Origin of the sequence: Vibrio sp. 397 (assembly GCF_033339395.1) — a bacterium.
Classification (GTDB): domain Bacteria; phylum Pseudomonadota; class Gammaproteobacteria; order Enterobacterales; family Vibrionaceae; genus Vibrio; species Vibrio alginolyticus.
On record NZ_JAWOUN010000001.1, the window covers coordinates 129,069 to 144,450 of the forward strand.

Annotated in this window: 12 protein-coding genes; 6 read left to right on the forward strand and 6 right to left on the reverse strand. The window is 43.3% G+C overall.

Translation table 11 applies throughout. From position 1 onward, the window contains the following. Window positions 1-380: 380 nt before the first annotated feature. From potA to R7P36_RS00675, 5 genes are all read left to right on the forward strand, one after another. Window positions 381-1,496 (forward strand): spermidine/putrescine ABC transporter ATP-binding protein PotA, encoded by a 1,116-nt coding sequence (potA, locus tag R7P36_RS00655; protein WP_017634901.1) that lies wholly within the window; start codon window positions 381-383, stop codon window positions 1,494-1,496. After that, entirely contained in the window at window positions 1,477-2,337 is an 861-nt protein-coding gene (gene potB / locus R7P36_RS00660; protein ID WP_005377512.1) for a spermidine/putrescine ABC transporter permease PotB, read from the forward strand. Before potA ends, potB begins: the two co-directional genes overlap by 20 nt. Next, window positions 2,337-3,107 (forward strand): spermidine/putrescine ABC transporter permease PotC, encoded by a 771-nt coding sequence (potC, locus tag R7P36_RS00665; protein ID WP_005389180.1) that lies wholly within the window; start codon window positions 2,337-2,339, stop codon window positions 3,105-3,107. The genes potB and potC overlap by 1 nt, the downstream gene beginning before the upstream one ends. A 102-nt stretch (window positions 3,108-3,209) precedes the next feature. Next, window positions 3,210-4,241 (forward strand): extracellular solute-binding protein, encoded by a 1,032-nt coding sequence (locus tag R7P36_RS00670; RefSeq protein ID WP_017634902.1) that lies wholly within the window; start codon window positions 3,210-3,212, stop codon window positions 4,239-4,241. Between the two features lie 249 nt (window positions 4,242-4,490). Continuing rightward, window positions 4,491-5,528 (forward strand): extracellular solute-binding protein, encoded by a 1,038-nt coding sequence (locus R7P36_RS00675; protein WP_025766646.1) that lies wholly within the window; start codon window positions 4,491-4,493, stop codon window positions 5,526-5,528. Window positions 5,529-5,616: 88 nt separating this feature from the next. On the opposite strand, the gene cobB is transcribed toward R7P36_RS00675, so the two are convergent. Continuing rightward, complete coding sequence (gene cobB / locus R7P36_RS00680) at window positions 5,617-6,348, reverse strand: Sir2 family NAD+-dependent deacetylase (protein WP_005377522.1); 732 nt, start codon at window positions 6,346-6,348, stop codon at window positions 5,617-5,619. 118 nt (window positions 6,349-6,466) lie between these two features. Here cobB and R7P36_RS00685 point away from each other — a divergent pair, with 118 nt between their 5' ends. Further along, entirely contained in the window at window positions 6,467-6,640 is a 174-nt protein-coding gene (locus R7P36_RS00685) for a hypothetical protein (RefSeq protein WP_005377524.1), read from the forward strand. A gap of 32 nt (window positions 6,641-6,672) precedes the next feature. On the opposite strand, the gene R7P36_RS00690 is transcribed toward R7P36_RS00685, so the two are convergent. The 5 genes from R7P36_RS00690 to R7P36_RS00710 form a co-directional block, all read right to left on the reverse strand. Next, a complete protein-coding gene (locus tag R7P36_RS00690; RefSeq protein WP_213899364.1) occupies window positions 6,673-7,893 on the reverse strand; it encodes an ammonium transporter in 1,221 nt (406 codons plus the stop codon). A gap of 322 nt (window positions 7,894-8,215) precedes the next feature. Beyond that, complete coding sequence (locus R7P36_RS00695) at window positions 8,216-9,097, reverse strand: immunity 49 family protein (protein ID WP_053307099.1); 882 nt, start codon at window positions 9,095-9,097, stop codon at window positions 8,216-8,218. Between the two features lie 16 nt (window positions 9,098-9,113). Further along, complete coding sequence (locus R7P36_RS00700; protein WP_318121986.1) at window positions 9,114-13,493, reverse strand: RHS repeat-associated core domain-containing protein; 4,380 nt, start codon at window positions 13,491-13,493, stop codon at window positions 9,114-9,116. A 423-nt stretch (window positions 13,494-13,916) separates the two neighbouring features. Continuing rightward, window positions 13,917-14,333 (reverse strand): hypothetical protein, encoded by a 417-nt coding sequence (locus R7P36_RS00705; protein WP_213899362.1) that lies wholly within the window; start codon window positions 14,331-14,333, stop codon window positions 13,917-13,919. Beyond that, window positions 14,317-15,369: a formate dehydrogenase subunit gamma gene (locus R7P36_RS00710; RefSeq protein ID WP_213899361.1), complete on the reverse strand. Its 1,053-nt coding sequence runs from the start codon at window positions 15,367-15,369 to the stop codon at window positions 14,317-14,319. Before R7P36_RS00710 ends, R7P36_RS00705 begins: the two co-directional genes overlap by 17 nt. Window positions 15,370-15,382: the final 13 nt, after the last annotated feature.

Consider the following 15,382-nt stretch of genomic DNA (forward strand, 5'->3'; position numbering starts at 1 on the left):
GTAAAATTTTGACTGGAATTCCAGTCAATTAATGTAATCGTCATTATAAAGAAATCTTTCCACATCTAACATCACAACTCACCTACAATCCTTGCAATCTCAACTGTATGGTTGATAATTAACCACTTTCAAGGTCATGAAATTGAAACAATTGTTGAACAAAGTTTAGTGCTATCAAACTGTGTCTAGATGCCAATTAATCTCATAAAAACAGTATGGTAAGGAATGATGGCTTTTTCCTGCAAAATTATTTCTGTTTCAAGATAAGAAAATGCTTTAATTTCACACTTTTGGTGATTATGATGCGCGCCTCAAAAGTGAATGGTTAGTGTCACATCAGCTGGGATAATCCCGGCTTGAACGTGGGGGAAATACAGACGTTGAACGCAAAACCGCAAGCAGGAAAGCCAGTTATTCGTTTATCTGGTATTAGTAAAAGTTTCGATGGTAAGGAAATCATCGGTAATTTAAATCTGGATGTTAATCATGGTGAATTTCTGACGATTCTCGGGCCTTCTGGTTGTGGTAAGACAACAGTTTTACGCATGATTGCAGGTTTTGAAACGGCAGATAACGGTCAAATTATTTTGGATGACCAGGATGTAACACAGGTTCCTGCAGAGCAAAGGCACGTCAACACGGTATTTCAAAGTTACGCATTGTTTCCACACATGACCGTATATGAGAATGTCGCTTTTGGTCTTCGTATGCAGAAAACACCTACTGCGGACATTGAACCACGAGTAATGGAAGCGCTACGCATGGTGCGCCTAGAAAAAATGGCACAGCGTAAGCCTCATCAGCTTTCTGGTGGTCAGCAACAACGTATCGCCATTGCGCGTGCGGTTGTTAACAAACCAAAAGTACTGCTGCTAGATGAATCTCTATCTGCACTTGATTACAAACTGCGTAAGCAAATGCAAATCGAGCTTAAACAGCTTCAGCGTCAACTTGGTATTACCTTTATCTTCGTTACGCACGATCAGGAAGAAGCCCTATCGATGTCTGACCGCATTATTGTTATGCGCGACGGTGTTATCGAGCAGGATGGTTCTCCACGTGAGATTTACGAAGAGCCGAAGAACCTATTTGTTGCTCGCTTTATCGGTGAGATCAACGTATTCAACGCAACCATGCTAGAGCGTATCGACGAGAAACGTATCCGTGCAGAAATCGAAGGTGTCGAGTCTGTTGTTTACTACGATCAGGAAGCGCAAGCAGGTGAAAAACTGCAAGTACTACTTCGCCCAGAAGACCTACGTATCGAAGAGATCAAAGAGTCTGAAGAAAAAGGCATCGTAGGTCACGTAACAGAGCGTACCTATAAAGGTATGACGCTTGATTCAGTTATCCAATTGGATTCGGGCATGCGTGTAATGGTTAGCGAATTCTTTAACGAAGATGATCCTGATGTGGACCACTCACTTGGCCAGAAAGTCGCTATCACTTGGGTTGAGAGCTGGGAGGTAGTCCTCAATGATAAGCAAGAAGATTAATCTTCAAAACGCGATCATTACCTTAATCGTCGGTTGGTTAACACTTTTCGTGTTGGTACCAAATGTGATGATTATCGGTACGAGTTTCTTAACGCGTGATGAAGCAAACTTAATCGAAATGACATTTACTTTCGACAACTACTTACGTCTACTCGACCCCTTGTATGCGAAAGTGCTGATGCACTCGTTCTACATGGCGATTGTGGCGACGTTGTTGTGTTTAGTAATTGGTTACCCATTTGCTTACATCATAGCGAAAATGCCAGAGAAATGGCGCCCATTCATGTTGTTCTTAGTTATCGTACCTTTTTGGACAAACTCTCTTATCCGTACTTACGGCCTGAAGATTGTTCTGGGTACACAAGGTATTTTGAACAAATCATTAATGGCGATGGAAATCATCGATAAGCCATTACGTATTATGTACACCGAAACAGCAGTAATGATTGGTCTTGTGTACATCCTGCTTCCATTTATGATTCTGCCGCTTTACTCGGCAATCGAGAAGTTGGACAACACTTATATCGAGGCGGCGAAAGATCTTGGTGCTAACAAGTTCCAAACCATTACGAAAGTGATTCTACCTCTTACAATGCCTGGCATTATCGGTGGTTGTTTGTTGGTTCTGCTACCAGCACTAGGTATGTTCTACATCTCTGACCTTCTTGGTGGTGCGAAGAACCTACTGATTGGTAACGTTATTAAGAGCCAAGTATTGAACGCTCGTGACTGGCCATTTGGTGCTGCGACCAGTATCGCCCTCACCTTCGCAATGGCTGTGATGCTTTACGCTTACTACAGAGCAGGCAAACTATTGAATAAGAAAGTGGAGCTAGACTAATGGGACGCACAGTTAGATTTAGCTTTATGGCGCTGGTGTATGCATTTTTGTATCTGCCAATCATCGTCTTAATTGTTAACTCATTTAATGCCAACAAATTTGGTATGAAATGGGGTGGTTTCACCACGAAATGGTACGAAACCTTAGTAAATAACGACAGCCTAATGCAAGCTGCATGGCATTCATTGAACGTAGCGGTATTCTCAGCGACAGCAGCAACCATCATTGGTAGCTTAACGGCCGTTGCCCTATTCCGTTACTCGTTCAAAGGTAAAGGTGCGGTAAACGGCATGCTGTTTGTCGTGATGATGTCTCCCGATATTGTAATGGCGATTTCATTACTTGCTCTGTTCCTAGTATTAGGCGCACAGCTTGGCTTCTTTACACTATTGATTGCTCACATCACCTTTTGTCTACCATTCGTTGTGGTAACTGTATACAGCCGCTTAAATGGCTTTGATGTGAAAATGTTGGAAGCAGCAAAAGACCTTGGTGCAAGCGAGTGGGTTATCTTGAAACAGATCATCCTTCCTCTCGCTAAACCAGCGGTTGCCGCAGGTTGGCTATTGAGCTTTACCTTGTCTTTGGACGATGTGATCATCAGCTCGTTTGTAACGGGTCCAACATACGAAATCTTGCCATTGAAGATTTACTCAATGGTTAAGGTGGGCATTTCACCGGAAGTTAACGCCCTAGCAACGGTGATGTTGATTGTTTCTTTGGTCTTGGTAGTAATTTCTCAGTTGCTAGCAAGAGAAAAAGTGAAGTAGAATCCGCACCTGTTAACATCACGAAACAGAATGGTTACATGCCATTCTGTTTTTCTATCTATCGTCCAAAATTGGACAACGTTTGGTTTGGAGCTAACGTCAATGAAAAAATGGGCTACTCTATTAGCTGGTAGTGCATGTGCGCTTTCTCTGTTCTCTGGTACAGCGACAGCGGATGATAAAGAACTAGTATTTATGAACTGGGGTCCTTACATCAACAGTAATATCCTAGAGCAATTTACTAAAGAAACTGGCATCAAAGTGATCTACTCGACTTACGAGTCGAACGAAACTTTGTATGCAAAGCTAAAAACTCATAACCAAGGTTATGACCTAGTAGTACCTTCAACGTACTTCGTGGCGAAGATGCGTGACGAAGGCATGCTACAAAAGATCGATAAGACTAAGCTGAAAAACTTCGGCAACCTAGATAAAAACTACCTAGACAAGCCTTACGATCCAAGTAACGACTACTCTATCCCACACGTTGTTGCGATTACAGGCCTAGCGGTTAACGCAGATATGTACGATCCAAACGACTTCCAAAGCTGGGCTGACCTATGGAAGCCTGAGCTTGAAGGTCAAGTAATGTTGATGGACGACACTCGTGAAGTGTTCCATATCGCTCTGCGTAAACTTGGCTACTCAGGTAACTCAAAAGACCCTAAGCAAATCGATGAAGCGTACGCTGAGCTACAAAAGTTGATGCCTAACGTTTTAGTTTTCAACTCTGACAACCCTGGCGCACCTTACATGTCTGGTGAAGTGGGCGTTGGTATGCTTTGGAACGGTAGCGCCGCAGCGGCACAAAGTGAAGGCCTGAACCTTAAACTCGTTTTTCCTAAAGAAGGCGGTATCGGCTGGGTTGATAACTTCGCTATCTCTTCCGGTGCGAAGAACGTAGAAGCCGCTCACAAGATGATTGACTTCCTACTGCGCCCAGAAATCGCAGAGCAAATCTCTCGTGATACTGGCTACCTAACGGCGGTGGAAGAATCGAATGCTAAGTTTAAAGACGTTGCCCCACTGTTCCCTTCTCAAGAAGACCTTGACCGTGTTGAATGGCAAGATGCGGTTGGTGATCTAACCGTTAAGTACGAAGATTATTTCCTCAAGCTGAAAGCGGGACAATAATCTAGCTTGTGTAACAAGTCATCAACCATAGGAAAATAGGCAGCAATACGCTGCCTATTTTTGTCTTAGGCTGATATAATCGCGCGTTGCTAGGTTTATTTGTCTTGGTATCATAGATTTATCGTCTCATAACAAGGAGACAACGATATTCAAGCTAAATGAACATATTTGTGCTTACTGCGATTTGGCTCAACTCGATAACTCCAGCTAGTATTGACTTGTCCAATCGCGAAACAAAACGGAAAACAAATGAAAAGTAAATTCTACGCAAGCGCTCTATGTGCAGCGACGCTCATCGCTACCCCTGCAATGGCTGCTGATCAAGAACTGTATTTCTACAACTGGTCGGAATACATTCCAAACGAAGTTCTTGAAGACTTTACAAAAGAAACCGGAATCAAAGTTATTTACTCTACATACGAATCTAACGAGAGTATGTACGCAAAACTAAAAACTCAAGGTTCTGGTTACGACTTGGTAGTACCGTCTACCTATTTCGTCTCTAAAATGCGTAAAGAAGGCATGCTACAACAGATCGACAAAGAGAAATTATCTCATTTTGCCGATCTTGATACTAACTTCCTAAACAAACCGTTCGATCCGAACAACAACTACTCTATCCCATACATTTGGGGTGCGACCGGTATTGGTATCAATGCTGACATGCTAGACAAATCATCGGTTACTAAGTGGGATGATTTTTGGGATAGTAAGTGGGAAGGTCAACTAATGCTGATGGATGATTCTCGCGAAGTATTCCACATTGCATTGACTAAGCTTGGTTACTCACCAAACACGACTAACCCAGAAGAAATCAAAGCCGCTTACGAAGAACTGAAAAAGCTAATGCCAAACGTATTAGTATTTAACTCAGACTTTCCTGCAAACCCCTACCTTGCGGGTGAAGTTTCACTAGGCATGCTTTGGAACGGTTCTGCATACATGGCTCGTCAAGAAGGTGCGAACATCGACATCATCTGGCCAGAAAAAGGCACTATCTTCTGGATGGACAGCCTAGCAATTCCAGCTGGTGCGAAGAACGTTGACGCAGCTCATAAGATGATCGATTTCCTACTACGTCCTGAGAACGCAGCTAAGATTGCACTAGAGATTGGTTATCCTACGCCAGTTAAAACGGCACACGATCTGCTACCGAAAGAATTTGCTAATGATCCAAGCATCTTCCCACCACAAGAAGTGATGGACAGCGGTACTTGGCAAGATGAAGTTGGCGAAGCGAGCGTAATGTACGATGAGTACTTCCAAAAGCTAAAAGTGAACAACTAATTCGTTAGTTTTAAAGATATGAAAAAGCGGCTCATGAGCCGCTTTTTTGTTCTTAATGACAAGACAAACACTCTTCCTGTTGAAGTTATTACGCTCTTTCTTTTCCTTCTAGAGCCAGTATCTCGTCAACTAATTTTGGAACCTCAACGCTTGCTTTTCCGTAGCGTTTTTCCTCAAATTCACTTTCTACCGCACTAGGTTCTAGGTTAATTTCAATGGTATGTGCGCCGTGCATTTTTGCATCATGAACAAAACCTGCTGCGGGATACACAACGCCAGAAGTCCCAATAGAAATAAACAAATCTGCTTCTTCTAATGACGCGTAGATATCACCCATTCGCAGTGGCATTTCACCAAACCAAACAATATGTGGTCGCATTTGTGAAGGGATCTGACAACAGTGACAAAGTTCGCCTGTCTTAATGTCCTCATTGTGCTCTACTACTTGGTTAGATTCACTACAGCGCGCCTTGAGCAACTCACCATGCATGTGAATCACATTCTGACTGCCGCCTCTTTCGTGAAGGTTGTCTATATTTTGAGTGATGACCGTCACTTTACCTTCTAACTCAGCCTCTAAACGACCTAATGCTTCATGCGCTGCATTAGGCTTTATCGCATTATCTTGAAGTTTCTTGCGGCGTTGGTTGTAAAAGTCTTGAACAAGGTCCGGATCGCGAGCAAACCCTTCAGGCGTTGCTACATCTTCGATACGGTGATTCTCCCATAGGCCATCTTGCGCACGAAATGTTTGAATACCAGATTCGGCCGAGATACCTGCACCAGTAAGTACTACAATATTTCTATAAGGGAAATTCATAACTCATCCTTGCTGTTTTTTCATTAGCTTAACACTGAAAGAATAGCAACAGTAGTAATATGGATTAGACCATAGTCGTAATGGTCACTATTAGAATTACAATTTAAGAGGAACAGCAATGAGACAAGTATCTCTAACGTTTACATTGCTTCTGACTTTGGCAGGCTGTCAACTTACCAATGTTGAAGGCGAAGTCGATGATGTAAAGGTAAGAGTCAGCACCAATGATGATGACCATCGAGGTAATGGTAATTTCTGTCCTCCGGGCCAAGCCAAGAAAGACAATTGCTAAAAGAGCGGCTTTATGCCGCTCCCATATTGGCCTCAATCCTCGTTGGTCGAAGATATTTTATGAATGGCTAGGTCAGCGCCATTGAATTCGTCTTCTTCTGAAAGCCTCAGTCCCATACTGGTATTAATCGCACCGTAGACTACAAGTGCACCAAGCGCTGCGATGGAAAGGCCCAAAAGCGTTCCTAGAAGCTGAACGATAATGCTCACGCCACCTAGCCCACCCAATGCGCTTTGACCAAAAACCCCAGCGGCAATACCACCCCAAGCGCCACATACACCGTGTAAAGGCCAGACACCCAGCACATCATCAATCTTGGTTTTGTTTTGTAGGTGGGTAAAAAGATAAACAAATAGCACGCCAGCAATCGCACCTGTCACTAAAGCACCGATAGGATGCATTAAGTCTGAGCCCGCACATACAGCAACCAAGCCAGCCAGTGGGCCGTTATGAATAAAGCCAGGGTCATTCTTACCAGCCAACAATGACGCGACAATGCCTCCGACCATTGCCATCAATGAGTTCATAGCCACCAAGCCACTTATGCCTGACACAGTTTGAGCTGACATGACGTTGAAGCCAAACCACCCCACACATAAGATCCAAGCTCCCAAGGCCAAAAATGGAATATTCGAAGGTGCAAAGTTGGTGTGCTTTCCTGCTCGAACTCTGCCTTTTCTCATGCCCAAAAACACGACGGCAACAAGCGCTATCCAGCCGCCAACACCATGCACAACGACTGAACCTGCAAAATCGTGGAAGCCATAACCAAAGGTATTTTCAAACCAAGCTTGAACACCAAAGTTTCCGTTCCAGATCATTCCCTCAAATAACGGGTATACGATGCCGACAGTGAAAAATGTTGCGATTAGAATCGGATAAAAACGAGCTCGTTCTGCAATACCACCAGAAACAATAGCAGGAATCGCTGCAGCGAAAGTCAGCAAGAAAAAGAACTTCACCAACTCGTAACCATTGCCTTGAGATAACGTCTCTGCATCGGCAAAGAAGGTGCCGCCATAAGCGACCCAGTATCCAATGAAAAAATACGCAATGGCGGAAATACCGAAATCGGCCAAGATTTTAACTAAAGCATTAACTTGGTTCTTTTGGCGCACGGTTCCTACTTCAAGAAAAGCAAAACCAGCATGCATCAAAAAAACCATGATTGCGCCAAGTAGTAAGAAAAGTGTGTCGGAACTTTGCGTGAGAGTTTGTACAGCGCCGTGTACCTGATTGGCAGTTACACTCATTATGATTGTCTCCGTTGATCTGTAGCGCACTTATCCTGTGCATCAAAGTTAGGCTCATCACCAATTTGGTGAACTTAATTTATAGAGCGTCTAACAGAGCAATTCTCATTCCACAATTTACATTTCTAACACTTACACTTTAATTTATTGTTTTGTATGAACTTTAATAAAACTACGCATTCTTGAAATGGTGCTTAACACGCTAATAAGTGCACCAATATGGTTTTAGTGCACCAACATAATGCGCACCATATAGCTCAACAAAACGTAAAAGCCACCTCATGAGAGGTGGCTTATATACTGAATTGCTAACTAAAGGGGTTTATCGAGTGATCTTCCCTGCTTTTACATCTTCTAACCAACGTCCTTCGACAAGATAGGGAGGAAGCCAACCAGTTTCAACAGATAGACGGTTGCCTTTGTCGTACCACATGCAAGCCATGCCAAGCAGAGGGAAGTTGATAAAAGTTCTGATGCCTATCCTATCTGGTCCTAATTCTCTAAGATGATATTTCTCTTGGAACTGTAGGTTTTTAACGAGCGCTTCCTCAAAATCATAACCAATATTAGTAGTGAGCGCTGCGAAGGTTTCTAGGATCCCCATCGCAATTTCCAACGCCCAGTTATCTCCTTGAGCTACCGCCGCGTCCATTGCTGAAACCAGCTTATCAGGATAATCTGATGTGCGATTGTGGAACGACTGAATGACGTCTACTAGCATATAAGACAGCTCACCCGCTTTGGTAGAGCTCTGTCTCATCAAAGAAATAGGAAAGTTTGCCAATACGTCCATGCTAGGTTTATCACGAACGATGACAGAGGTAAAATACGCATCTAGCCACATTGAGGGGCAAATGAAACCTGTTTTTAAAATACCTTCGCCTTTCCAAGTTATTTCAGGATGATCAGGTACCTTAACCGTCAAAGAGCTTTCAGGTTTTTGAGCCAGTCGATGATAGCTAGCTTGCATTATCGAGGCTTCAAATAGACGCAGCGTTCCTATTCGGTCATTTAGTTCAGACACTGGAAATAAAGTATATAACCTAACTTGCTCCCAAACCCCGTCTGTTAGATATATCAAGTTTTCTCGCTTTATTGTGATACGATGTTTTCTTTTCTCTAAGTTTTTTTCTATTTGTTTTGTATAGTAATTAAGTTCCTCAGTATTCAACTCGTAGGCTGCTTTTCTATTTATCTTTTTCATACTAACTTTACTTCCCTTAACCTAATTCTTCGAGGCTAATATCAAACTCTTTTACATTCACTTTAGATACGCCATCTGAAGCATCAATTTCTGCTTGGGTATGTAAATACCTGACTGGAATATCATCTTGCACTGCTGATGTAATTTCGTCTGCAGCAGCTCTTTCTGTTGTACCAGCTTTTTGTTCAGACATTAATTTAACGATTTCCGCCGCATATTTGCTTGTCCCTTGTTGATATGCTTCATTGCCAATTTTACGGCTACCGAGCGAACTGCTGCCACCTTTAGCCTCAACAATTATAATTTCGCCTGGTGGTGGCTCTTCCACCTTGTAAACCATATCAAAGTCGCCCGGCTTCGAAATTGAGGTTCCAATATCTTTGGGATGAAGCAGCTTAGCATTAGGACGTTTACTCCGGACAAAGTCATCCGCGGCCAACTCACCTATTTTTGCAGACTGTTGGTTAATATTACCAATTTGAGCGTTATATCCCTCTTCGCCAGATCGAGCGTCCATTGCCTCTTGACGCTCTTTCAAGCATTCATCAATTTTTGCTTTGTTTCTTTCTGTTAGCTCATAATCACTCATATTGAGTTCTGAGTTTTCTTTATACTCTGCTTTATTCAGCACAAGATCTTCAGTGAAGATCGTGCAACCTTCCTCTCCACCAACTTTCTCTGAGTCAAAAACATGCGCATTTACAAACTCCTCAATCCCAACAACATACTGCACTTCGTGTCTGGTGCCATCTGAATGATTGATATGACGATAAAAAGTAATCTCGTTCTTCTCACAATCAATATGGTCTAAATCGTATTCATATCGAATATTGTTTTTACCATTGGGTTTTCGGATTTTGACTTGCGAGCGAACGCCATCTTCTCCGACGGATGACTCTTTTGCAGCTTCTAAAATCTGATCGCAAACCTCTTGGGGGACATCGCTTTGCGCCTGATACGCTGCCAACATTTGACCCAAGCGTTTTAGCCCTTCTTCACAAAGGAAACCTGTTGGATCAATCCACTGGATAGGATTGACTGCATATTGGTAATGGTTAATGCCACCAGCAATAGATATCGGATCTTGTTGGATAAAGCGTCCTAGCTTAGGATCGTAATACCGAGCGAGGTTGTAGTGTAAGTCGGTTTCTTGATCGAAGTACTGCCCTTGAAAACGCAGTGGATTTACTACTTTTTCAATATGTACATGAGCAAAGCCATGAGCATCGTAGCTGGCACTCCATACAACATTCCCCTCGCAATCGATCAGTCGCTCTGGTTTACCAACTTGATCGCACTGGTACCAATAAATAACGTCATTTTCTAGCAGTGCCACTGGCGTGTAGGTTTCTGGTTGATATAGGTACCAGCGGAAAGCACATGAAGAGCGTTCACCAATTAAACGTTCCCCTTCCCACAAGAACTCCGTAACGCCTTGTTGTGTAATTTTCTTCGTCCTGCGCCCTAATGCATCATATTCATATTGACTGATGCCATCGTCGGTGTGAACTTCAATGAGCTGATTTAACGCATCAAATACGCGAGTCTGAACATGTCCTTGCCCCTCACGTTTTGTCTGGTTTCCTTGCGCGTCATATTTGAACCGGACACCATCGTGTACTTCAATACGATCAGCGAATACCTCTGAAGATGGCAAAGTAGGATTGCCAAAACTATCGTATTCAAATTTAGTCACTTCTCCGGAAGCATTGACTCGTTTCAGTTGCCCTAAGGTATCGTACTGATAGTGCGTTGCTCCTGCCGTATTATCAATGATTGATGAAATACGGTTTTGCGCATTGTAAACGTACTTTTTCTCTCTATCAGGCCAATGTTGTTCGACCAAACGACCAACACCATCATAAATGATGCGCTCATTAAAATGTGCCGTTTCAATTTGGGAAACTCGTCCCATTTCATCGTAATGAAATTTGATTTGAGGTAAATCTAGGTTTCCAAATCGAATCGCTGAAAAACGCCCATATCGATCATAAGAGAAGCTCAGCTCCGTATTATCTGGCAGTACCTGAGATACGCGTTGGCCAACTCTGTTAAACTCCTGCGCTATCTCAAACTGACCTTGAATTCGCTTTGTTAAATGCCCGAATGAAGAGTATTGGTATTGCAATGTGTGATGGCGATTGGATGCGAAAGTAAGTCGCCCACCAAGCGTATAATTGAAGTGGTTCTCTACAATACTGCGACCATTTCCTGCTTTGACGTGCTTGAGATAACCCGCAGCGTCATAGCGGTACAGCACGGTCCTATCGGCGACTTGCTTACGATGGATGCGCCCCATATCGTCATAATCAAATTGGCTGTGTAGATTATCAAACCCAACAGTTCCTGATAGCTGGCCTTCATCGTCATACAGGAATTCGAACTCTAAGCCGTCACTCCGAACTAATTTAGTCAGGTTACGTTGTTGATCGTACTCGTAAGAAATATGGCTGCCATCGGGAAAGATGACTGCTTCTTGTTGCGCGAGTGCTCCCCATTGATACGAGGTAATGCCTGCTGGCGTTCGAATCTGAGCAACACGACTGTGCTCATCGTAAGAATATTCTTCGCTATAACCGACTTTGTCTTCGTCGTTAAAATAACGAACTGACGTACGCCTGCCAAATTGATCATAAGCGAGTTGAGCAATACACCCATCGGGATAAGCAACGCCATTCACTAAATCTTCTTCATTGTAGCTATAACGAAGTAATGTACCGTCTATTTCATTCGCGATAAGTCTTTGTTGTTCATCCCACCACCACTGACTTTTCTTACCATCTTCAGACTCTTTTTTGACGACTTGACCGTGTTTATCGTAATCATATTCCGTGACACAGCCGAACTGATCGGTATCCCAAACTCTTTGACCGAGGCTATTGTAGTAAGCCTTCTCGATATCCCCGTCAGGTGAAACCGTTTTAACTAACTTACCTAAGCCGTCATAACCATATTGAATTTCTTTGCCAGAGGAATGAAACTTAGAAACTAATTGACCATGCTGATTATATTGATGATTGACCGTTGACTGATCAGGATAGATAGCTTGTGCTTTTCGTCCTAATTCATCATATTGCCATCGCCAAGTTCTACCTGTGGGGCTTATTTTCTCGAGTAAGTTACCCTGCTCGTCATGCAAGAAAGACCATTGATGATCTAACGAGTCAGAATAAGAAGAATGATTTCCCTGATAATGGAAGCGATAGTCATAAATTCCTGCGTCCCCAACGTTCCTGATGCATTTCGCGTTAGCACCTTCGCCATCCCATTCAAAATAATGAGTAAAGCCAGTTGGTCGTACACGCTTAACAATTAAATGGCCGCGGTATTGATACTGTTCCTTTAAGCCTAAATGATTAGTTGCACTGACCAAATCATCGTGCTCATCATAGGTATAAGTTGTCAGAACTTTTTGGGACTTTGCATTAAGCAGTTCTACAAGGCGTCCTTGCTTATCATATTGACATTCAAGAACCGGACGCTTGTTATATGCGATCTCGATCAATCGATGGTTTCGAGAATACTGCAATTGAAACGTTGAAAACGTGCCATTTCTAACTTGTTTAACAAGCCAGCGATCATCTTTTTGCTCAAACCTATATTGATGCCCACTAGCGAGCGTCACGATCCGAGTTGCTGAATTTAGGAAATAACAGCTCGCACCAGCGTATATCTGGTAACTTGTTGCTCCAATATCTACTGGCTCAAATTCTGTGATATCGGCCTTATCGTCAACAAACTCCCAAGCGATAACATTGTCTTTCTCGTCCGTCTTTTCGCGTAATTCAAACTGAAATGCATGTCGCCAACCAAAGCCCATTCCATGATTTACATCCGACTGCGAAGAGCGATAAGTACGCTGCCAAGTAGTGCCTTGTTGTAGCTCGATATCATAGAGTTCGAGAATTTCTTCACCCGTCACAAGCGATACAGGATCACCGGCTTTCTCATGTTTTTCGCTGCTTTGTTGCTGAGGCTTGGCGGATGCGGCACTTCTGCCACTCTTTTTATTCGACTTCCCCTTTCCCTTCGATGGTTTTGCATTGACGGTATTTTGAGTCGGTGGAGGCGTAACCGCTGACGAGAGTGCGTAGTTTTCGCCGGTAGGTACAATTCGAGCGACATGCAAGTCACCGTTCACCAAAGCATTGGCAAACGTTGAATTATAGTGTTGGGAAGTAAGCTCACCGTCAGGTATGTTTGGCTTGAATTGACCAATCGCATAGAACAAGTCCTCGACAGAGCGAAGGTCAAGCTCACCAAAGCTCTCAAGAAACTCTATTGCCTCTTGTTTGGTCACGAATGTTTTAGGTTCGCCGCTAGTAAGTAACTGACCAGAGAAGTGATAACTTTCGCCAAAGCGATTCGTGATAGGAATGACGAATTGAGGGATCATAGCCGTAACGTGTTTGTCCTTTTCTTACCTTGCCGCATCATTTAATGCTCGTTTCGCTCTTTTTATTTGTGAGAGCAAGATGCCTTAATCAAACATCCTCCGATAGAGATTCCTCTGTATGCGTAGACTGAATGTATTGATGGCAATTTTCACGTATGCAACTCTTTGAATTTCTGAGCGCAGCGTACTTTAACGGGACGATGAATCCTGAGTAAATGAACAATAGCGTGAGTGAGACTAATGTCTCATCGTGACGCGATTTTTTTACATGTTTCTTACTTAACTATGATTTTCTGCCCAGTTACGTAAATTCACTCAATAAGTTGCATCAAGTATCACCACTGCGACTCAACGCTTCATATTTGAGACAAAACAGCAACAAAAAAACCGCCTATTACGGCGGTTTTGCTTAAAGAATACTGATTAAAGGTTTGGACCTGTCGATGGTCTGTGTGGTTGGTTATTGAGCAGTTGCTGCATCCCTTGAAACATTCGCATAAACCACACCAAGATGGCTAATGCAGCAAACACCATCCCTACCCAAGGAATAAAGTAAGCGATGGTTTCAAGCAAAGTACTATGCAACCAATAATCACTCACGCCAACGAGTACACCATTAGAAGTCGCGACGGTGACGATCAACACAACAAAAAACGTCAGGTAGAGAAAGAAGGTGCGAATTAAACCGTAGTAATGAGAAATCACTACGTCGCTGTCTTCTCCCTTATCTAATCGGTAACCCGCATAGATAATTGCGATAACGCCTGAGATCAGAAACGTAAACGGGGTCAGACAGCTCAGGATATACGCAATCCAAATCCCGTTATGATGTTTGTTCATTCGCTTTCGCTCCTTTTACTTCCGTTTGTGCCGTATCTGTTTCACCCATCGCTTCTTTGGACTTCACTTCTTCATACCAAAGATCGTGATGCTCTTTCGCCCATGTTTCATCGACTTCACCTGTCACCATGCCTTCTAGCGCACCTTCCATACCGAATAGACCAATATAGATGTGGAAGATAAAGCCACAGATTAGAATCAGCGCCGAAATCGCATGAACTAAGTTAGAAAGCTCCATGTCACGGCGAGTTTGGCCAAAGATAGGAAAGTCCAGAACTAAGCCACTCACTGCCGCGATAGCACCAAAGAAGATTAACAACCAATAGATTGCCTTCTCACCACCGTTTGAGAAACCAGCTGACGGATGTGTGCCTTTGTGTTTACCAACCATGCCGCCCATTTTCATAAACCAACGAACATCTGTCATGTTTGGAATCGACTTGCGCCACCATTTAAAGAGCACGAGCATCAGTAAAATGAAGAACAATGGTCCCATGTAATTGTGGTACTGCTTCGCCAACATGACGATAAAGCCCCAGAACTCAGTAGGAACGTACGGTTTTAAGAAGTGCTTACCGTAAACCAGCATCAAACCACTGAATGCCAGCGTTAAGAATGTAAACGCCATACACCAGTGAAGCGCGCGGTCTAAACGAGACCAACGCTTCATTTTTTTACCAGTACGCGGCTTGCTAAGCATCAAAGGACCAACGAATACGTAAGCCATGATTACCATTGCAATACTGCCGAAAATCGCGACAGCACCCGCTGGAGACATCCATTTCTCTTTTAGAATGTACCAAGTCTCACCAGGTTTACTGATCAATACGCCATGTTCTGGCGATTGAGACGTGGTGTAGCCTTCTTGCCCCTCTCTGACTTCGCGCCAATAGTCTGCCCCGGCGAGTTGCGTGATCTCCTGTTGAATAACTTTAGAAGATTGTTCCTCTGCTGAAGCAGGCATTGCGAAAGTCAGCAGCAATGCCGTCATCATTGACAGCATTGCTAGAGATGCACGTTTAAGCGTGTTTAACATGTGCCTCTCCTTA